The 18,853-nt window shown below is 76.8% G+C and carries 15 protein-coding genes and 1 riboswitch; of the genes, 11 read left to right on the forward strand and 4 right to left on the reverse strand.

Going from position 1 to position 18,853, the window contains the following annotated elements:
- The first annotated feature begins 112 nt into the window (after positions 1-112).
- The 3 genes from ACZ4W5_RS23655 to ACZ4W5_RS23665 all read left to right on the forward strand — a co-directional run bounded on the left by ACZ4W5_RS23655 (position 113) and on the right by ACZ4W5_RS23665 (position 5,092).
- Positions 113-1,765 carry an ATP-binding cassette domain-containing protein gene (locus ACZ4W5_RS23655; RefSeq protein ID WP_465656703.1) on the forward strand — a complete coding sequence of 551 codons (1,653 nt, stop codon included), beginning with the start codon at positions 113-115 and terminating at the stop codon, positions 1,763-1,765.
- 1,318 nt (positions 1,766-3,083) lie between these two features.
- Positions 3,084-4,754 carry an ATP-binding cassette domain-containing protein gene (locus ACZ4W5_RS23660; RefSeq protein ID WP_465656705.1) on the forward strand — a complete coding sequence of 557 codons (1,671 nt, stop codon included), beginning with the start codon at positions 3,084-3,086 and terminating at the stop codon, positions 4,752-4,754.
- Between the two features lie 164 nt (positions 4,755-4,918).
- Positions 4,919-5,092, forward strand: a complete 174-nt coding sequence (locus ACZ4W5_RS23665; RefSeq protein ID WP_402483826.1) for a hypothetical protein — start codon at positions 4,919-4,921, stop codon at positions 5,090-5,092.
- A 111-nt stretch (positions 5,093-5,203) separates the two neighbouring features.
- On the opposite strand, the gene ACZ4W5_RS23670 is transcribed toward ACZ4W5_RS23665, so the two are convergent.
- Positions 5,204-6,289: a Zn-dependent alcohol dehydrogenase gene (locus tag ACZ4W5_RS23670; protein ID WP_465656707.1), complete on the reverse strand. Its 1,086-nt coding sequence runs from the start codon at positions 6,287-6,289 to the stop codon at positions 5,204-5,206.
- Between the two features lie 172 nt (positions 6,290-6,461).
- Between ACZ4W5_RS23670 and ACZ4W5_RS23675 the strand changes: the two genes are divergently transcribed.
- The 5 genes from ACZ4W5_RS23675 (at position 6,462) to ACZ4W5_RS23695 (ending at position 12,337) form a co-directional block, all read left to right on the forward strand.
- On the forward strand, positions 6,462-7,859 hold the full coding sequence (locus ACZ4W5_RS23675) for a M48 family metallopeptidase (RefSeq protein ID WP_465656708.1): 1,398 nt from the start codon (positions 6,462-6,464) through the stop codon (positions 7,857-7,859).
- Positions 7,860-8,029: 170 nt separating this feature from the next.
- Positions 8,030-8,683, forward strand: a complete 654-nt coding sequence (locus tag ACZ4W5_RS23680; RefSeq protein WP_360228242.1) for a class I SAM-dependent methyltransferase — start codon at positions 8,030-8,032, stop codon at positions 8,681-8,683.
- Between the two features lie 207 nt (positions 8,684-8,890).
- Complete coding sequence (locus ACZ4W5_RS23685; protein ID WP_465656710.1) at positions 8,891-10,213, forward strand: hypothetical protein; 1,323 nt, start codon at positions 8,891-8,893, stop codon at positions 10,211-10,213.
- A gap of 7 nt (positions 10,214-10,220) precedes the next feature.
- Positions 10,221-11,210, forward strand: a complete 990-nt coding sequence (locus ACZ4W5_RS23690; RefSeq protein ID WP_465656711.1) for an N-acetylmuramoyl-L-alanine amidase — start codon at positions 10,221-10,223, stop codon at positions 11,208-11,210.
- Positions 11,211-11,419: 209 nt separating this feature from the next.
- Positions 11,420-12,337 carry a hypothetical protein gene (locus ACZ4W5_RS23695; protein WP_465656712.1) on the forward strand — a complete coding sequence of 306 codons (918 nt, stop codon included), beginning with the start codon at positions 11,420-11,422 and terminating at the stop codon, positions 12,335-12,337.
- Positions 12,338-12,454: 117 nt separating this feature from the next.
- On the opposite strand, the gene ACZ4W5_RS23700 is transcribed toward ACZ4W5_RS23695, so the two are convergent.
- The 3 genes from ACZ4W5_RS23700 to ACZ4W5_RS23710 form a co-directional block, all read right to left on the reverse strand.
- Complete coding sequence (locus ACZ4W5_RS23700) at positions 12,455-13,516, reverse strand: prenyltransferase (protein WP_360228254.1); 1,062 nt, start codon at positions 13,514-13,516, stop codon at positions 12,455-12,457.
- On the reverse strand, positions 13,513-14,265 hold the full coding sequence (locus tag ACZ4W5_RS23705) for a class I SAM-dependent methyltransferase (RefSeq protein ID WP_360228257.1): 753 nt from the start codon (positions 14,263-14,265) through the stop codon (positions 13,513-13,515). Before ACZ4W5_RS23705 ends, ACZ4W5_RS23700 begins: the two co-directional genes overlap by 4 nt.
- 98 nt (positions 14,266-14,363) lie before the next feature.
- Entirely contained in the window at positions 14,364-15,674 is a 1,311-nt protein-coding gene (locus ACZ4W5_RS23710) for a glycosyltransferase family 4 protein (protein ID WP_402483816.1), read from the reverse strand.
- Between the two features lie 274 nt (positions 15,675-15,948).
- On the opposite strand from ACZ4W5_RS23710, the gene ACZ4W5_RS23715 reads away from it, so the two are divergent.
- The 3 genes from ACZ4W5_RS23715 to ACZ4W5_RS23725 all read left to right on the forward strand — a co-directional run bounded on the left by ACZ4W5_RS23715 (position 15,949) and on the right by ACZ4W5_RS23725 (position 18,851).
- Positions 15,949-16,569, forward strand: coding sequence for a TetR family transcriptional regulator (locus ACZ4W5_RS23715; RefSeq protein ID WP_402483814.1), 621 nt, complete (start codon positions 15,949-15,951; stop codon positions 16,567-16,569).
- 139 nt (positions 16,570-16,708) lie between these two features.
- Positions 16,709-16,789: riboswitch (cobalamin riboswitch) on the forward strand.
- Between the two features lie 113 nt (positions 16,790-16,902).
- The gene (locus ACZ4W5_RS23720; protein WP_360228266.1) at positions 16,903-18,156 is read left to right on the forward strand and encodes a prenyltransferase/squalene oxidase repeat-containing protein; all 1,254 of its coding nucleotides are present in this window, start codon (positions 16,903-16,905) and stop codon (positions 18,154-18,156) included.
- Positions 18,156-18,851 (forward strand): SCO2322 family protein, encoded by a 696-nt coding sequence (locus ACZ4W5_RS23725; RefSeq protein WP_465656714.1) that lies wholly within the window; start codon positions 18,156-18,158, stop codon positions 18,849-18,851. Before ACZ4W5_RS23720 ends, ACZ4W5_RS23725 begins: the two co-directional genes overlap by 1 nt.
- Positions 18,852-18,853: the final 2 nt, after the last annotated feature.

Below are 18,853 nucleotides of genomic sequence, written 5' to 3' on the forward strand. Positions count from 1 at the left end.
ACCGGTGCGGGGGGGGGGAGGCGGCGGGGTGCCTCTCCTTGCTTGCGAGGGCGGCGGAGGCCGGCACCCGCCTTCGCACACCCACACCCAACTCACCGACAGGAGGCCGGACTTGCCACGACGAACCACCGGATGGACGCTCGCACTCGGCATCGCCCTGCCGGTCGAGGCCGCCACCACCCTCGCCCTGCCCGCCGTCCTCGCCGGAGCCGTCGACGCCGTCCTCAGCCATCGAACCGGGGCCGCCCTCGCCCTGCCCGCCCTCCTGCTGCTGACGGCCGCCGTCGCCAACGCCACCGCCGCGGCCGCCGGACCGGCCTGCTCGGCCGAGGCCACCGCCGCCCTGCGCGGGCGCCTGCTCCGCCACCTCCTCGCCCTCGGGCCCGGCGGCCGCCTGCACGGCGGGCCGCCACCCGGCGACCTCGCAGCCCGACTGCTCGGCTCGGCGGCCGACGCGGGCGGCCGGCTCCCCGCCGTACTCGGCGCGGCCACCGCGCTGCTCACCTCGATCGGCGCGATCCTCGGACTCGCCGTGGTGTCGCCGTGGCTGGCGCTCGCCTTCTTCGCGGGCGTGCTGCCCGGCGTGGTGCTCATCCGGCTCTTCCTGCGCCGGGCCGGGCCGGTGTTCGCCCGCTACCAGGAGGTGCAGGCCGAGCTCGCGGCCCGGCTCAGCGGCGCCCTCACCGGGCTGCGCAGCATCCACGCGGCGCGCGCCGAACACCGCGAAGCCGCACGGGTGTTGGCACCGCTCCCGGATCTCTCCGCGGCCGGGCACGCGCTCTGGGCCGCCCAGCGGCGCACCGCCTGGCAGGCCACCCTGCTGATCGCCCTGGTCGAGATCGCGGTGCTCGCCACCGCCGGGGCGCTGCTCGCCGACGGCACCCTCGCCCCCGGCGCGCTCGCCGCAGCGGCGGGCTGGGCGGCGCTCGGCGCGGGACTCTTCGAACAGGTCGAGGCGCTGGTCGGGGTCGCCCAGGCGCGCGCCGGGCAGGCCCGGGTCGACGAACTGCTGGCGCTCGCACCGGCCCCGGCCGGTACGGCGGCCCTCCCGGCGGGCGGGCCCGGCGAGGTCACCCTGCGGGGCGTGGTGGTGCGCGACGGCGAACGGCTCCTGCTCGGCCCGCTCGACCTCACCGTCCCCGGCGGCCGTACGGTCGCCCTGGTCGGGCGCTCCGGCTCCGGGAAGTCGCTGCTCGCCGCACTGCCGGGGCGACTGCGCGACCCGGACGAGGGCGCCGTACTGATCGACGGCGTCCCGGTGGACGCCCTGTCCCCCGCCGGCCTGCGGGACGCCGTCGGCTACGCCTTCGCCCGGCCCGACCTGGTCGGCCGCACCGTCCGCGACGCACTCGCCGGAGCGGGCCCGGCCGAGGCGGCGGCCGCGTGCGCGGACGGCTTCCTGGCCCGGCTCCCCCTCGGCTGGGACACCCCGCTCGACGAACTCCAGCTCTCCGGCGGCGAACTCCAACGCCTCGGCCTCGCCCGGCTGCTGGCCCGCCCCACCCGCGTCGTCGTCCTCGACGACGCCACCTCCGGCCTGGACCTCGCCACCGAGTACCAGGTCACCGAGGCCCTCGACCGCGCCACCCACGGGCGCACCCGGCTGGTCGTCGCCCACCGCGCGACCGTCGCCGCCCGCGCCGACCTCGTCGCCTGGCTCGACGCCGGCCGCCTCCGCGCCCTCGCCCCCCACACCCACCTCCTCACCCACCCCGACTACCGCGCCACCCTCTCGGCCACCACCCTCCAGGCAGCCACGGCATGACGCACCGGAAGTCGGCCCCATCGACTTCTCGCGCACACCGCTCAGCCCGAATGCCCGACCGACTTCCCGCCCCTCCGAGCGCCGACTGGATCGACCTCCATGGCACTGCCCACCTCAAACCGCACAAGCACCACCGCCACCCCCGACACTGGAAGTCGGCCGGGCCGACTTCCAGTGCAACCGCCAACCCGACCGGGCCACCGGCGGGCGCCGGGGGCATCGGCCCGACGGCCCGCCCGCCCCGGAGCGGAGGCGGACACACCCCGGCGGCAGCGCCGGTGGCGGCCGGCCCGACCCGCGCGGGCGACGCGAGCAGCACAGATACGGGAGCCCGGGGGTCGGCGCCGGGTGTCGCGGGCGGGAGCATCGGGGCGAGGCCTGTGCGCCCGGCCGGCGTTGGCCACACGGCACGGATCGCGGGTGACAACGCCCAAGGACTTCTCGCGGCCGGGGGCCTCGGCAAGGCCGCTCACGTACCCCGGGACGAGCGTTGCAGTGCCTGAGGGCGCGCAGCCCGAGGCGGACACGGTCGCGGTCAGGGATCGGCGGCAATCGGAGGCGCGGGCGCGAGTATCGGCGCGAGGACTGCGCGCCCGGCCAGCGTGGGCCACACGACGCGGGGTGCGGGTGCCAACTCCCGAGAAGGTACGGCCGAGAGCCTCGGCAAGGCCGCTCGCGTACCCGGGGACGAACGCGTCGGCGACCGGGGGTCCGCAGCCAGGCGCGTGGGCAAGGCGGCTCGCGCGGCCCGAGGTAGGGGCGGTCGTGCGTGAGCCGAGGGTGCTGGCGCACGGGGGTCGGCGGCGGGCGGCGCGGCCTGCAGTGCCGGAACGGATGCTCCTCGCCCGGCCGGTGCTGGCCACGCGACGCGGAGTGCGGGCGCCAACTCCCGGGGAGGTACGGCTGAGGGCGTCGGCGACGCCGCTCGCGCGACCCGGGGCGAGCGCGTCGGCAGCTGGGGGTGCGAGGGCAAGGCGGCCCGCGCAACCCGAGGTAAGGGGCGGTCGTGGCTGAGGGCCTGCGGCCTGGGTCGGGGGCGCCGGTGCGCGGGGGTCGGCGGCGGGCGGCGCGGCCTGGGGTGCCGTCGGCCCGGCCGGTGCGGGCCGCGCGAGTTGGGCTGGCGCGGCTGGCCACCCGGCACGGAGCACGGGTGCCGACGCCCGAGGCGTTGCGACCCGGGGCCTCGACGCCGCCGCTCGCACGCCCGGGGACGAGCGCGGCGGTGGCCAGGCGTCGGCGGCGGGCCTCGCGGGCGGCGCCGGGGGTGGGGGTCCTGCTGGGGGAACTGTCGAGGGTGCGGCGGCCTCTGGTGGGGCTGTTGCTCTGGTCAGGGGTGGAGGCGGTGCCGCCGCTGCTGTCCGGGTTGTTCGTGTCGGCCGCCGTCGATCAGGGGTTCCTGGCCGGGCGGCCGGGGGTCGGGGTGGCCTGGCTGGGCGGGTTCGGGGCCGCCATGGCGGTCCGGGCGTACGCGGCGCGGGCCGGGTTCCCGTACCTCGCCGGGGTGGTGGAGCCGCTGCGGGACGCGCTGGTGGAGCGGGTGGTCCGCGGTGCGCTGGCGCGGCCCCGGGCGGATCCGGCCGCGGTCGCGCGGCTGACCGAACAGGTGGAGTCCGTACGGCAGTTGACCGCGACGCTGCTCCGCACGCTGCGCGGGATGGGGGTCACGCTGGTCGCCGCCCTGGTCGGGCTGGCGCTGCTGGCGCCGGCCGTGCTGCCGCTGGTGCTGGTGCCGCTGCTGGTGGCCGGGCTGTTGTTCGTACGGCTGCTGCGCCCGTTGGCGGCCGGGCGGCGGGCGGCGGTTCTGGCCGAGGAGCGGCTCGCCGCCGAGGCCGGGCGGGCGCTGCGCGGACTGCGCGACGTGCAGGCGACGGGTGCGTCCGACGCCGTCGCCCGGGCGCTGACCGGGGTGGCGCAGGAGAGCGCGGCCGCCTCCCGGGCGCTGGGCCGGGCGTCGGCCCAGCGCGCGCTCGTGGTGGCGCTCGGCGGGCGGCTGCCGGTCCTGGCCGTCCTGGCGGCGGCGCCCTGGCTGCTGGCGCACGACGTGCTGACGGCGGGCGGGCTGCTCGGCGTCGCCACCTATCTCCTCCAGCAACTGGACCCGGCCGTCAGGACGTTGGCGGGCACGGTCGGCGGCTGGCTGCTCAACCTCGGTGTGGTGCTGGACCGCCTGGCGGAATCGACCCCCACGCCCGAGCCCACCCCCGTCCCCACCCCCGTCCCCACCGACGCCCCCGCCGACGGCGTGCCGCTCGGCGCGGTCCGCCTGCTCGCGGTGCGCTACGCCCACGCGCCGGGCGCTCCGGCCGTGTTGGACGGGCTGGACGCGGAGTTCCGCCCCGGGGAGCACGTGGCGGTGGTGGGGCCGAGCGGGGTGGGGAAGTCGACCCTGGCGGGGCTGCTGGCGGGCCTGGTGGCGCCGACGGCGGGGGCGGTGGTGGTCGGGGGCGGCCCGCGCGGGGTGGCGCTGCTGCCGCAGGAGGCGTACGTGTTCCCGGGGTCGGTGCGGGAGAACCTGACCTGGCTCGCCCCGGGCGCGTCCGAGCGGGAGGTCGCGGAGGCCGTCGGGCGGCTGGGGGCGGACGAGTTGGTGGCGCGCTTGGGCGGGTTGGCCGGCACGTTGCGCGATCCGGGTGAACTCTCCTCCGGTGAGCGCCAGTTGCTGGCCCTGGTGCGGACGTACCTGGCGGACTCGCCGGTGGTGGTGCTGGACGAGGCGACCTGTCAGCTGGAGGCGGCCGCGGAGGAGCGGGTGGAGCGGGCGTTCGCCGAGCGGCCGGGGACGCTGGTGGTGGTCGCGCACCGGATCAGTTCGGCGCTGCGGGCGGACCGGGTGCTGCTGCTGGACGGCGGTCGCGGGCTGCTGGCCCGGCACGGCGACCTCCAGGTGCTGTCACCGTTCTACCGCGAACTCGTCGGCCACTGGCTGGGTTCGTCGAGGGCGGCCCCGGGGGTTACGGGCAGGGCGGGCGGGGCGGGACTCGCCCCATGAGGTCGATAGGATCTCGTCCGTCCCGGCCGTTATGGTGGCCGGGGCCACGGGCCGCGATCACCGGCTGTGGGCGCGTTCCGCGCGCCCGATCGGGGACCCGACCGTGTGCCGCAGGCACCGGGCGGGCGCCGATGACCTGCACCCTCGCACGGAAGACGATTCTCATGTCCGACACCCTCACCGACACCACCGGCCCCGCGGTCTACGGGACCGACGCCGACGAGAAGACGGCCGAGGACACCGCGGCGCACGGTCGCCACCGCGGCGGCTCGGCCGCCGACGACACCCCCGGGGCGGACCCGCACGGCCGCCACCGCGCTGCCGGCGCCCGGGGCTGATCCGAGGAAACACACCGACACAACACCCCGCGAGGGCCCGCCGAGGAGACTCCCCGGCGGGCCCTCGCACATGTCACCCCCACCGAGCTGTGGGGCAGGTGGGGCGGGGCGTCAGGAGTCCAGCGAGATCACCGTCCGCAGCGCCTCGCCGCTGCGCATCTGCTCGATCGCCAGGTTCACCTCGGCCAGCCCGACCCGGTGGGTGATCATCCCGTCGAGGTCGATCCGCCCGGCCCGCCAGAGGTCCACGACCAGGGCGATCGTGCGGGCGACCGGCGCCCCGCCGTACAGCGAGGGCAGCAGCCGCTTCTCGTTGAAGAACAGCTCCCCCATGGTGAACTGGGCCAGGTCGTCCTGCGCGCCCGCGCCGATGACGACGACGGCGCCGCCGCGCCGGGCGGCGTCGTAGCCGGCCCGGACGGTGGCCGCGCGGCCGACGGCCTCGAAGACGTGGTCGAAGCCGCCGCCGGGCAACCCCTTGGCGAACGACTTGAGTTCCTCGGGGGCGATCGCCTCGGTGGCACCGAAAGCGAGGGCCCGTTCGCGGCGCGAGGCGACCGGGTCGACCACGGTGATCCGGGCGGCGCCGCAGACCCGGGCGCCCTGGACGGTGGCCACGCCGACGCCGCCCGCGCCGATCACCGCGACCGAGGAACCGGGCTCGACCCGGGCGGTGTTGACGGCGGCGCCGATGCCGGTGGTCACCCCGCAGCCGATCAGGGCGGCGGCCTCGTACGGCAGGTCGGCGGGCACCTTGATCACCGCGTCGGCGGCGACCACCACCTCCTCGGCGAAGGCGCCGGTGCCGTAGAAGCCGGAGGCCTCGGTGCCGTCGTCGGCGAGCCGGAAGCCGGGGGCGCCGAGCCGCCGCAGGCTGGCGATGCAGAGGTGGCCGCGGCCGTGCTCGCAGTGGGCGCAGCGTCCGCAGGGGGCCATCCAGCAGAGCACCACGCGGTCGCCCGGGGCGACGCCGGTGACACCCTCGCCGACCTCGACGACGTCCCCGGCGCCCTCGTGCCCGGGGACGAAGGGCGCGGGCTGCGGCAGGACGCCGCTCATCGCGGAAAGGTCCGAGTGGCACAGGCTGGCGGCGCGCATCCGGACCCGTACGCTGCCCGGTCCGAAGCCGAGCGCCGTGACGTCCTCGCGGACGTCGAGGGTGTCCTGGCCGGTCTTGTGCAGGACGGCTGCGCGCATGGGGCTGCTCCCGGTGTGCCTCGGGTCAAGGGTCGGGGCGATTCTGGCACGGGCGCCCGGCACCTACTAGAACGCGTTCCAGAACGGCGCGGGGGGCGGCGGGCCGGCGGACTGATCACAATACGAACAAGCCCTCTGCACGGCGGCGGTCCGGCCCGCCATCATGATCGCCGTGCTCACGCCCCCCGACCCCGCCGCCTCACCCGCCGCCCCCGACGCAGCCTCACCCGCCGCGACCTCCCCCGCCGCAGCCGCCCCCGGCGCGCCCGCCCACGGTTCGCCGTGCCCGCGCTGCCGCGCCGCCCTGACCGACGATCCCCGCTTCCTCGCCTGGTGCCCCGCCTGCGACTGGAACCTCGCGCCCGGGGCGGACACCGCCCCCGCGCCCACCCGGCGCGAGCGGGCCGCCGCCGACCGCACCGACCGGCTGTTCCAGGAGCAGGCCGCCGGGGGCGCCACCCCCACCGCCCGCCGGGACTGGCTGCTGGCCTCCGCCGCGGCCGGGGTGATCCACCTCGTCACCGTCGGCACCTTCGCCCTGGCGCTCTGGCTGCTGCTCGCCGGAACCGTCGTGCAGCGCTGCATCGGCGCGGTGGTGCTGGTGATCGCCGTGGCACTGCGGCCCCGGCTCGGGCGGGTGCCGAAGGACGAGACCGTGCTCGACCGCGCCGGGGCGCCGGCCCTGTACGGGCTGGCGGACCGGGTGGCCGCCGAGGTCGGCGCCCGGCCGGTGGACGTCATCCAGGTCACCGACGAGTTCAACGCCTCGTACGGGCTGGTCGGACTGCGCCGCCGGTCGGTCCTGCGGATCGGGCTGCAGCTCTGGGAGGTGCTGGACGACCGGCAGCGGGTCGCGCTGCTCGGCCACGAGTTCGGCCACCACGTCAACGGCGACCGGCGGCGCTCGTTCTGGCTGTACAGCGCGATCTCGGCGCTCCGGGCCTGGTACCAGATGGCCCGCCCGGGCCACGACGGGTACGTCACGGGCCGGGACGAGGTCTCGCTGCTGGTGCGGCTCGGCACGGCCCTCGGCCGGCTGGTGCTCCGGGGCGTCGCCTGGCTGCTCCACCAGGGCCTGGTGCTGTTCGACCGGCTCACCTCCCGGGCCGGGCAGCAGGCCGAGTACCACGCGGACACCCTCGCCGTCCGGGTGGCCGGCGGCGAGGCGGCCCGGGGCATGCTGACGGCGCTGCTGCACTGCGGCTCGGTGGCCACGGCGGTCCACCGGGTCCGGGCCGAGGAGCGCGGACGGCCCCGGGTGGTCCGCAGCCGGAACCGTCGGGCCGAGGACGCCCCCGCGCCGCCCGCCCCGGACCAGCTCTGGGATCGGGTGCGCGAGCAGCTCGCCACCGTCCCCGCCACCGAGCGGGAGCGCCTGCTGCGGCTGAGCGCCCGTGACCGGTCCGCCGTGGACGGCTCCCACCCGCCGACCCAGCTGCGGATCGCGCTGGCGGAGCGCGCCGCGGACCGGGAGGCGGCCGTCACCGCCAGCGCCGCCGAGGCCGGGGCGATCGCCGTCGAGCTGGCCCCGCACCGCGCCCGGATCGCCGCCGAGTTGCTGGCCGGCTGACGACACCGGCCCTACGGCACCGGCCGACGGCACCCGGCGACGGCCCCCGCCGAGGACAGCGGCCGACGGCCCCGCCGACCGGACCGGCCGACCTCCCGGCGCCCGCCCCGCTACCGTCGAGTAGGGTCCGAGCACGTCCGTCCGCCGCCCGAACCCCCGAGGAGCACCGCATGTCCGACCTGCTGGAGGGCGCCCGCCCGGCGCCGGAGGTGCTGGCGGCGTTCGAGGCGGCCACCGGGTTCATGCCAGTGGACGAGGGCCTCGCGCTCTACCGGGCGGCGGTGGCGGCGGCCCGGCGCACCGGGCTGCCGGTGCTGGAGATCGGCACCTACTGCGGCCGCTCGGCGGTCCTGCTGGCCGCCGCGGCCCGGGAGGCCGGGACGGTCGCGCTGACCGTGGACCACCACCGCGGCTCGGAGGAGCAGCAGCCGGGCTGGGAGTACCACGACCCGACCCTGGTGGACCCGGAGGTCGGCCGGATGGACACCCTGCCCCGGTTCCGCCGCACCCTGCACGCGGCGGGGCTGGAGGAGCACGTGGTCGCGCTGGTCGGCCGCTCGCCGCAGATCGCCGCGCTGTGGGGGCGCCCGCTCGCCCTGGTCTTCATCGACGGCGGGCACACCGACGAGCACGCCACCGGCGACTACGAGGGCTGGGCGCCGCACCTGGCCCCGGAGGGCCTGCTGGTGGTGCACGACGTGTTCCCGGACCCGGCGGACGGCGGTCAGGCGCCCTACCGGGTGTACCTGCGGGCGCTGGCCGAGGGCTTCGAGGAGGTCTCGGTGACCGGCTCGCTGCGCGTCCTGCGCCGGGCCGCCGTCTGAGGTCCCGCACACCCGGCCCCAGCCCCCGCCCACCGCCCCCGACCGCCCCGTGAGATACCCCCCGCGGCCCCGCCCCGATGCTCTAACGTCGTGCCTGGGCTGTCGGGCGAGGGGTCGAACGGTACGGTGTCCGCGCAGCACCAGGCGGCTGCGGCACAGGCGGCAGCACCAGGCAGAGCATCGGCGGACGGTGGGGGCTAGCGGCACATGACGGACCAGCACAACACCGCTCCGGCGGTCTGGGACCCGACCGCGCGCGGCGGCGCGGGCGGCTGGGTCCGCAATCCGCAGCGCCCGGACGCCGGGACCGCCCCCGCCGCACCGCCCGCGGCCCCCGCCCCGGGCGCGGCCGACGACCAGGACCCGCCGCTGGGCGGCCGCCCGTACCTGTCCACCGCCCCGGGCTTCGGCCCGGCGCCGGACATGTCGGGCCCGGCCACCCCTCCGCCCCCGCCCCCGGGCCCCGGCGCGCCCACCGCCGCCCTCCCCCGGGTCACCCCGCCCCCGGCCGCGCCGTTCCCCTCGCACGCAACCCCACAGGAGCGCGGCCCCCAGGGCGGTCCGCTCCCCGGCCCCGGGTACGTCTACCCGCCGCCACCCCCGGCCGGCCACCCGTACCAGCAGGCCCCGGACCAGCAGGGCGGGTACGGGTACCCGCCACCGCCCTACCCGCAGACCCCGCAGGCCCCACAGGCCCCGCAGGCCCCCCAGACCCCGCAAGGCCCGTACGGCGCCCAGCCGTACGGCGCCCAGCCATACCCGGCCCAGCCGGACCACCCGGCCGCCCTCCCGCCCGACCACGAGGACGACGGGGACCACCCGGGCAACCGCCGGGCCCCGCTGCTGATCGGCTTCGCGGTGCTGCTGGTGCTGGCGGTCGGCGGCGGCCTGCTGTACGCGGCCCAGGGCGGCGACCAGGGCGGCCAGGCCGCGCCCGCCCCGTCGGCCACGAACGCGAACAGCTCCGGCAACCCGCCGCCCACCCCGGCGCCCACCGGCACGGACGCCGCGCCCGGCGCCACGGCCACCCCCTCCGACACACCGACCCCGTCCGCGACCACGGCCGGCCCCAACGCCAAGGCCCAGGCCCAGGCGCTGGACGGGCTGCTCACCGAGGGCGGCAACGCCAGGACGCAGATCGGCAACGCCGTCGCCAAGGTCAGCAGTTGCCCGTCCAAGGCCGACATCGAGAGCGCGGCGCAGGTCTTCGACAGCGGGGCCGGCCAGCGCCAGGGGCTGCTGGGCAAGCTCGCCAAGCTGAGCGTCACGGACGTCCCGGGCGGCGCGGACGCGGTGAACTCGTTGAAGTCCGCCTGGCAGTTGTCCGCCGACATCGACAAGGCGTACGCGGCCTGGGCGCGCGCCGTGGCCAAGCAGGGCTGCTCCGGCAACGCGCCGAGCACTCCGGACAAGAAGCACGCGGACGAGCTCAACCCCCAGGCGACCCAGGCGAAGAACGACTTCCTGACCAAGTGGAAGCTGATCGCGGACGCCTACGGTCTCACCCCGCCCACCTCGGACAGGATCTGAACCACCCGTGACCGGCCCGACCTCCCCCGCCCCCCGCCGTTCCGCCCTGCTGCGCACCGCCACCGCGGTGGCGGTGGCCGTTCCGCTCTGCACGGCGGGCTGGTTCGGCTGGCGGTCCCTGGACCACTCCGGCCCGGCGGCCGCCACGGCCGCCGCACAGCCCGCCGCGGCACCGCCCGCCGGCGCCGCGTCCACCGGCCCGGCCCCGGCGACCCCGCAGGCCCCGTCGACCGGCGGCACCACGCCCGGCACGCCCACCGCCACGCCGGCACCCACCGACACGCCGGCATCCGCCGCCACCCCGCAGGCCCCGGCCGGCGGCGCCGACCTGGCCGGCCGCACCGTGGTGCTCGACCCCGGCCACAACCCCGGCAACTTCTCCCACCCCACCGAGATCAACCGCCAGGTGGACGTCGGCAACGGCCACAAGGAGTGCGACACCACCGGCACCGAGACCAACGCGGGCTACACCGAGGCCGACTACACCCTGGACGTCACCCGCCGGGCCCGCGCCCTGCTCACCGCCCGGGGCGCCAAGGTCGTCATGGTGCAGGACGGCGACCGCCCGTGGGGCCCGTGCGTCGACGAGCGGGCCAGGGCGGGCGCCGACGCCCACGCGGACGTCGCGCTGTCGGTGCACGCCGACGGCGCCCCGGCGAGCGGCAGCGGCTTCCACGTGATCATGCCCGCCAAGGTGGTCGCCGGTAAGGCGGACAACTCCGCGATCGTCGAACCCTCGCACCGGCTGGGCCTGCTGCTGCGCGACCGCTTCCACGCCGCGACCGGCGAGCCGTACGCCGACTACATCGCCGACCAGGGCCTGGACACCCGCTCCGACCTCGGCGGCCTCAACCTCTCCGCGGTTCCCAAGGTGTTCATCGAGTGCGGTAACATGCGCAACTCCGCGGACGCCGGGCGGATGACGGACCCTCAGTGGCGGCAGCTGGCCGCCCAGGGGATCGCCGACGCGCTGGGCGCCTTCCTGACCACCCACTGACCGGACCGGGCAAGGGAGTTGGGGCGTACGGGGCCGACCGGCGGGCACCCACCGGCTCGGCACGGTTTGCAACGACTTCGACCCGTTCCCGGTCCCGCCGTGCACCGGCAGGACGGTTGGGCCTAGGCTTCTGGTCCGTTCGGGAGTTTCGGCCGGTCAGCCCGACCGCACGAAGCACCGTCCACGACACGTCAACGAGGGGAACGTAAGTGAATCTGCGCGCTCTCACCAGGGGAGACGCCGCCGTCGCAGGCGCGGCCGTCCTGCTGTTCATCGCCTCCTTCCTGCCCTACTGGACCGTGGACTGCAGCGGCCGGTACTGCGGGGACACCTCGCAGAACGCGTGGAGCACCCAGCTGTTCCCCATCCTGCCGTCGATCTACCTCCTGGGGATCGCCGCAGCCGTCCTGATCCTGGTGCAGCGCTTCCAGGGCGCCGCCGCGGCCAACCGCCAGGTGCTCGGCCTGCGGCTGGACCAGTGGGGCATCGCGTTCAGCGTCGCCGCGCTCTGGACCTCGGTCTGGGCGCTCGGCGGAGGCCCGAGCGCCACCACGCTCAGCCACGGCTTCGGCGCCTGGCTCGGCCTCATCTCGCTGGTCGTGCTGGCCGGTGCGGCCGCGGCCGCACCGCTGGTGCCGGCACTCAAGGCCCCGCTGGTCACCGAGCGCCCGGCCGTCCCGTACCAGGGCGGCTACCCGATGCCGGGTCAGCCCGGCCACCCGGGTGCCCCCGGTCAGCCCGGCCCCGGCCAGTACGGCTACCCGAACCAGGGCCACGACCCGGCCTTCGGCGCCCAGCCGGCCGGTGGCTACGGCTACCCGGCCGCCGGCCAGCCGCAGCCGGGCCAGCCGGTGGTGGCCGGTCCGCAGGACGCCGCCGTGCCGGCCCCGCAGCCGAGTGCCCCGCAGCCGGCCGCCCCGGCGGCGGACTTCCAGCCCTTCTGGTTCGCCGTCCCGGCCCCGCGCCAGCTGGCCCCGAAGGACAACCCGGCCGGCGCCCCGGTCGGCGAGGTCGTGCCGGGCACCTGGTACCTGGCCGTCGAGCAGCGCGGCGCGGCCCTGGTCGCCCAGCTGCCGGACGGCACCCAGGGCGTGCTGGCCGACACCACGGGCATCCAGCGCGGCTGACGCCACGGCGCGGACCCGAGCCGCGCGACGGAGACGGGAAGGGGGGGGGGGGGGGGGGGGGGGGCCCCCCCCCCCCGCCCCCCCCCCTTCCATGTGCCGTCAGCAGCGGTCGTGCCGTCAGCAGCAGTCCTGGACCACCAGCCCGGCGGGCAGCTGGTCCCCGCCGAAGACCGCGACGGTCGCCGGGTCCCCGCCGAGCGCGGCCACCGCGAGCAGCAGCGCCCCGGCCGTCCAGGTGGTGCGCTCCTCGGGCCAGATCGCGTCGTCCTCGAAGACGTACCCGGTCCAGTACGAGCCGTCCTCGTGCCGCAGGTGCCGCTGGATCCAGCGCAGGATGTCCACCGCGCGGTCGGACTGGCCGATCGCCCAGAGCGCCAGCGCCAGTTCGGCGCTCTCGCCGCCGGTCACCCACGGGCGGTCGCTGACGCAGCGCACGCCGAGGCCGGGGACGACGAAGCGCTCCCAGTCCCGCTCGATCCGCGCCACCGCCGCGTCGCCGCGCAGGCCGGTGCCGAGCACCGGGTAGTACCAGTCCATCGAGTAGCGGTCCTTGTCGAGGAACCGCTCGGGGTGGTGGGCGATGGCGTGCCGCAGCCGGCCGGCCGCGAGCTCCCAGTCGGGCTGCGGCTCCTCCAGGTAGTCGGCGACGGCCAGCCCGCAGCGCAGCGCGTGCAGGATGCTGGACGAGCCGGTGAGCAGCGCCTCCCCGGTGGCGGCACCGCTCTCGTCGACCCGCCAGGCGATCGGGCCGCCGGGCAGCCGCAGGCCGACGATGAAGTCCAGCGCCCGCCGGACCACCGGCCAGATCCACTCCAGGAAGGCGTCGTCGCCGGTGCTGAGGTGGTGGTGCCAGACCCCGACGGCGATGTACGCGCAGAAGTTGCTCTCCTTGGCCCGGTCGGTGACCGCGCCGTCGGTGTACGCGGCGTACCAGGAGCCGTCCGGGTTCTGCCGGGAGGCGAGCCAGCGGTAGGCGGCCTCGGCGGCGGCGTGCTCGCCGGCGGTGTCCAGGGCCATCGCGGCCTCGGTGTGGTCCCAGGGGTCGAGGTGGTGGCCCGCGAACCAGGGGATGGCGCCGTCGGGGCGCTGCTCGGCCAGGATGCTGCGCACGGTGTCGGCCGCCTGCTCGGCGTCCAGCACCCCGTCGAGCAGCAGCACCTCGGGGACGGCGGCGGTCACTCCGCCCCGCCCGGTGCGCGCTCGACCTTGTTCGGCTTGGCGGCGTAGGCGACGAAGCTCTTGCCGATGAGCGGGTTGAGCGCCTTCTCGGCGGCCTTGGTGATCGAGCTGATCACCGGGGTGCCGACGATGTCCCAGACCAGCAGCTGGTGGTAGGCCTTGACCGGCAGCGCCTTGTCGTTGTCCACGCCGACCGCGCACTTGATCCACCAGTACGGCGAGTGCAGGGCGTGCGCGTGGTGGGTGCCGTAGGGTTCCAGGCCGGCGTCCTTGAGCTTGCCGAGCAGCTCGTCGCCCCGGTAGATCCGGATGTGGCCGCCCTCGACCTCGTGGTACTCGTCGGACAGCGCCCAGCAGATCTTCTCCGGGAGCCAGCGCGGCACGGTGACGGCGAGCAGGCCGCCCGGCTTGAGGACCCGGAACATCTCGTTGAGCACGCCCTTGTCATCGGGTATGTGCTCCATCACCTCGGAGATGATGATCTTGTCGAAGTAGTCGTCCTCGAACGGCAGCGCCAGCGCATTGCCCTCCATCGCGACCGCCGACGCACCCTCGGGGGCCTCGCCGGCCTGCTCCATCGCCGCGAACCACTTCGTGACCTCGGCGATCTCCTCGGCGTTCTGGTCGAGGGCGATCACGTTGGCGCCGCGGCGGTAGCACTCGAACGCGTGCCGGCCCCCGCCACAGCCCAGGTCGAGCACCCGGTCGCCGGGGGCGAGCGGGAAGCGCGAGAAATCGACGGTCAGCACTGCAGGGCTCCCATTCCTATTGCCACCAAGCGTCCTTGACGCTTCGTCAGGTCACACACGCCTCAACGCCCGGAGCGACTCGCTCACGGGCGCGCCCCTCAGGGCACGTACCGCCAGCCCGGCCCGGAGCGGGCCCGGGCGCCGACGCCGGTGGCGATCGCCGCGCGGTACGCCTCGGCGGTCAGCTCGGCGGCCCGCTCCCAGGTGAACCGGGCCAGCACCCGTTCCCGGCCGGCCGCGCCGAGCTCGGCGCGCAGCTCAGGGTCGTCCAGCAGCCGGCCGAGCGCGGCGGCCAGGGCGCCCGCGTCCCCCGGCGGCACCGCCAGGCTGGTCACGCCGTCCGGCCCGGCCACCTCGGGGATCGCCCCGCCGGTGGTCGCCACCAGCGGGGTGCCGGTGGCCATCGCCTCGGCGGCCGGCAGCGAGAAGCCCTCGTACAGCGACGGGACGCAGGCGACCTCGGCCGAGCGGTACAGGTCGACCAGCTCCCGGTCGCTCAGCCCGGTGCGGAACTCGATGTGCTCCGCCAGCCCGAAGCCGCGCACCGCCTCGGCCACCGGCCCGTCCTCCTTCTGCGGCTTGCCGACCACCACCAGGTGGGCGTCCCGCTCGGTGCGGACCTTGGCCAGCGCCTCGACCAGGTACACCAGGCCCTTGAGCGGCACGTCCGCGCTGGAGGTGGTGACGATCCGGCCCGGGACCCGCTCGATCCGCGCCGAGGGCGACCAGAGCCGGGTGTCGGCGCCGATCGGCACCACCGAGATCGCGCCGGGGGCGGCGCCCAGGTGCTCGGCGATCTCGCGCTGCGAGGTGCCGGAGACGGTGATCACGTGGTCCAGCCGGGCCGCGACCCGGCGCTGCATCCGGGTGAAGGCGTACCAGCGGCGCAGCGACAGCCGCTTGCCCCGGGTGGTGGCCGCGTCCAGCTCCAACTGCCGGTCCACGGTGATCGGGTGGTGGATCGTGGTGACCAGCGGGAAGCCGTGCCGGGCCAGGCCGAGCAGGCCGTAGCCGAGGGTCTGGTTGTCGTGCACCACGTCGTAGCGGCCCTTGTGCCGGGCCAGGTACTGCCGGGCGCGCAGCGAGAAGGTGAGCGGCTCGGGGAAGCCGCCGGTGCGCATGGTGGCGAACTCCAGCACGTCCACCGGGCCGCGGAACTCACCGCGCGCCGGGGTGCGGAAGGGGTCGTCGGCGCGGTAGAGGTCCAGGCTGGGCAGCTCGACCAGGCGGACCGAGCCGGGGCCCTCGACCTCGTCCAGCACGGGATAGGGCTGGGCGCCGATCACGTCCACGTGGTGGCCGAGCCGGGCCAGCTCGCGGGAGAGGTGCCGTACGTACACGCCCTGACCGCCGCAGAACGGGTCCCCGCGGTATGACAGCAGGGCAATCCGCAGCGGCTGCGCGGTCATCCTCGGCCCTCATCTCTGGCTGCTATCGGTGCGAGCGGCGCCCAACGGTGGCACCGATCGCTAAAGTAGATCAGGTTTCAGTGGCTGTGGAACTCGTCATCGACCATGTGAACAATGAGAGACCTCGAAGATACCGGCCCGTAGCTTTCGCTCAGGAGCCAGGGCTGGTGATTCCCGCCACGCCGGGCCCGACCGACCGCGGGTCGACCGCGGGTCGACTTCCGGTCGACCTTTCTGGAGCACGCCGCCACCCACGCGCCCCCCGGGAGCACCCTTGCCGTCGCCGACCACGTCCGTGAGCCCCGCCTCCCCCGCGCCGGGCGAGCCGCCGCTGTCCGCGCGCCAGGCCGAGCGGCGGCGGCGCATCCTGCGCGCCGCCACCGCGCTGGCCGCCCGCGGCGGGTACGAGGCGGTGCAGATGCGGGAGGTCGCGGAGAGCGCGCAGGTCGCCCTCGGGACGCTGTACCGGTACTTCCCGTCCAAGGTCCACCTGCTGGTCGCGGTCATGCTGGAGCAGCTCCAGGGGCTCCAGGAGCACATCCGGCGGCACCCGCCGACCGATCCCGAGCCGGCCCTGCGGGTCGCCGACGCCCTCACCCGGGCCTTCCACGCGCTCCAGCGCGAGCCGCTGCTGGCCGAGGCGATGGTTCGGGCGCTCAGCTTCGCGGACCGCTCGGTCGGCACCGAGGTGGACCAGGTCAGCGCCGCCACCGGACAGCTCATCCTGGACGCGATCGGGCAGTCCGGCCCGCCCAGCGAGGGCCAGCGCGCGGCCGTCCGGGTCATCGAGCACACCTGGCACTCGGCCCTGGTCGCCTGGCTCTCCGGGCGCGCCTCGATCGCCGAGGTCCGGGCCGACCTGCACACCGCGGCCCGGCTGCTCACGCTGCCCTGAGCGCCCCGGCCGCCGGGGCGGCCACCGGGGGCGATTTCTGGAACCTGTTCCAGCTCTGCGCCGCCCCGGCCGACCCGCGCGCCGCGGCCCGGCGGTTAGAGTCGACGGGCAGCACAACTCCATCCCGCTCCTCCCCCGGGGGAAGCCGGTGCGAATCCGGCGCTGACCCGCAACCGTGAGCCCGACCGCGCCCCCGGCGCCCCGGGCGAGCCGGGGCACCCGGGGAGGGACGAGCGGCGAGCCGGGCACCCGCACCCGCCCGGCACCCGTCGAGGACTACGGAACGGCCCCCGCCGGGGCCCACCACCGCTCACCGAAAGGCACACCCGCACCATGCTGACCGCCGCCCGTCTGGGCGCCGCCGCCCTGTCCGCCGCGCTGCTCGCCGGCCTCTCCGCCGGACCGGCCCTCGCCGACAGCCCGTCGCCCACGGCCGCCGCCCCGGACGGCCTGTACGGCAAGAGCGACCCGACGTACGACGGCGTCTGGCGACAGTCCCTCGCGCTCACCGCGCTGACGGCGGCCAAGGTCACCCCCGCCGACTCCGCCGTCAACTGGCTCACCGGACAGCAGTGCGAGGACGGCGGCTGGCCCTCCTACCGGGCCGCCGGCGCGGCCTGCGACCCCAAGACCGAGGACAGCAACGCCACCGCCGTCGCCCTCCAGGCCCTGGTCGCCCTCGGCGGGCACCAGAGCGCCGTCGACAAGGGCCTCCAGTGGCTCAAGGCCAACCAGAACGCCGACGGCAGCTGGGCCTACAACCCCGGCAACCCCGGCGACGCCAACTCCACCGGCCTCGTCGTCAACGCGCTGCTCGCCGCCCGGACCGACCCGGCGAGCATCGCCAAGCCCGGCACCGGCGGCGCCGCCGGGAAGAACGCCTTCGACGGCCTCGCCCGCTTCCAGCTCGGCTGCGCCGCCCCCGCCGACCAGCGCGGCGCCTTCGCCTTCCAGCCCGACCCGGCCGCCGGCACCCTCGCCCCCAACACCCTCGCCACCGCCCAGGCCGCCCTCGCCGCCGCCGGCGGGCACCTGCCGGTCGCCTCCTCGGTGCACGCCGACGCCACCGCCAAGCCGCTCGCCTGCGCCGACGGCTCCGCGCCCGCCACCGTGCCGCACGCCGAGGCGGGCGAGGCCGTCAGCGCCTACCTCGCCGCCCAGCTCGGCACCGACGGCGGACACCTCACCCTCACCACCCCCGGCGCCGAACCCAAGCCCGACTACACCGCCACCGCCTGGGCCGCCCTCGCCCTGATCCAGAGCGGCCACCCCGACCAGGCCGCCGACGCCGTCGACTGGCTGGAGGGGCAGGGCGCCACCTGGACCAAGAACGGCACCGACGCCGCGGCCACCGCCACCCTCCTGCTGGTCGACCAGGCCGGCCGCCGCAGCGACGCCGCCCTCCTCGGCCAGCTCACCGCCCTCGGCCCGACGCCCAAGGCCGAGGCCCCCTCGACCGCCGCCGCCCCGGCGAAGGAGAAGAGCGGCGGCATCGGGCAGTTCTGGCTGATCATCGTCGGCCTGCTGGTCGGCGTCGGCGGCGGGCTCCTGCTCAGCCTCCAGCGCAAGCGCAACCCGAAGCTCTGATGCGGGCGCAGCGTGACGCCGCCGGGGGCCGCGGCCCCCGGCGGGCACCGGCCGGCCTGACGCTCGCCCTGCTCGGCGCCCTGGCGCTGCTGGCCTGCGCCACCCCGGCGCAGGCCGCCGGGTACCGGTACTGGTCGTTCTGGCGCGGAGCCGACGGCGGGGCCTGGACGTACCAGCAGCAGGGGCCCGCGACCGCCGTGCCGCCGGACGGCTCGGTGGACGGCTGGCGGTTCGCCCTCAGCCCGGACGGCGGACAGGACGCCGCGAAGCCGCGCACCGCGGCCGGGTTCGACGGGATCTGCGCCGCCACCCCCGCCCAGGACGGCCGCAAGCGGGTCGCCGTGGTGCTGGACTTCGGCACGGCCGAGGACGCCGGTGCGTCCGCCGCCGCGCCGCCCGAGCCGCGGACCGCCTGCGCGAGCGTCGCACCGCGCGCCACCTCGGCCGAGGTGCTGGCCGCCGTCGCCCCGCCGCTGCGCTACGAGTCCAACGGGATGCTGTGCGCCATCGCCGGCTACCCGAAGGCCGGTTGCGGCGACCAGGTGGACGCGGGCGCCGCCGCGCAGCCCAAGGCCGGCGGCAGCGACGGCGGCGACAGCAGCGGCCCCGACCTCGGCCTGGTCGCCGGTGGCGCGCTGGTTGCCGCCCTCGCCGGTGGCGCCGTCTGGCAGGCGCGCCGCCGCCGTAACTCCTGAGG

The sequence above is a fragment of the Kitasatospora sp. NPDC029367 genome, from assembly GCF_055569135.1.

Coding starts and splice junctions, on each gene's coding strand:
- ACZ4W5_RS23680 (WP_360228242.1), top strand. CDS start 8,030: ATGTCCGACCTGCTGGAGGGCGCCCGCCCGGCGCCGGAGGTGCTGGCG.
- ACZ4W5_RS23710 (WP_402483816.1), bottom strand. CDS start 15,674: ATGACCGCGCAGCCGCTGCGGATTGCCCTGCTGTCATACCGCGGGGAC.
- ACZ4W5_RS23685 (WP_465656710.1), top strand. CDS start 8,891: ATGACGGACCAGCACAACACCGCTCCGGCGGTCTGGGACCCGACCGCG.
- ACZ4W5_RS23720 (WP_360228266.1), top strand. CDS start 16,903: ATGCTGACCGCCGCCCGTCTGGGCGCCGCCGCCCTGTCCGCCGCGCTG.
- ACZ4W5_RS23665 (WP_402483826.1), top strand. CDS start 4,919: ATGTCCGACACCCTCACCGACACCACCGGCCCCGCGGTCTACGGGACC.
- ACZ4W5_RS23670 (WP_465656707.1), bottom strand. CDS start 6,289: ATGCGCGCAGCCGTCCTGCACAAGACCGGCCAGGACACCCTCGACGTC.
- ACZ4W5_RS23725 (WP_465656714.1), top strand. CDS start 18,156: ATGCGGGCGCAGCGTGACGCCGCCGGGGGCCGCGGCCCCCGGCGGGCA.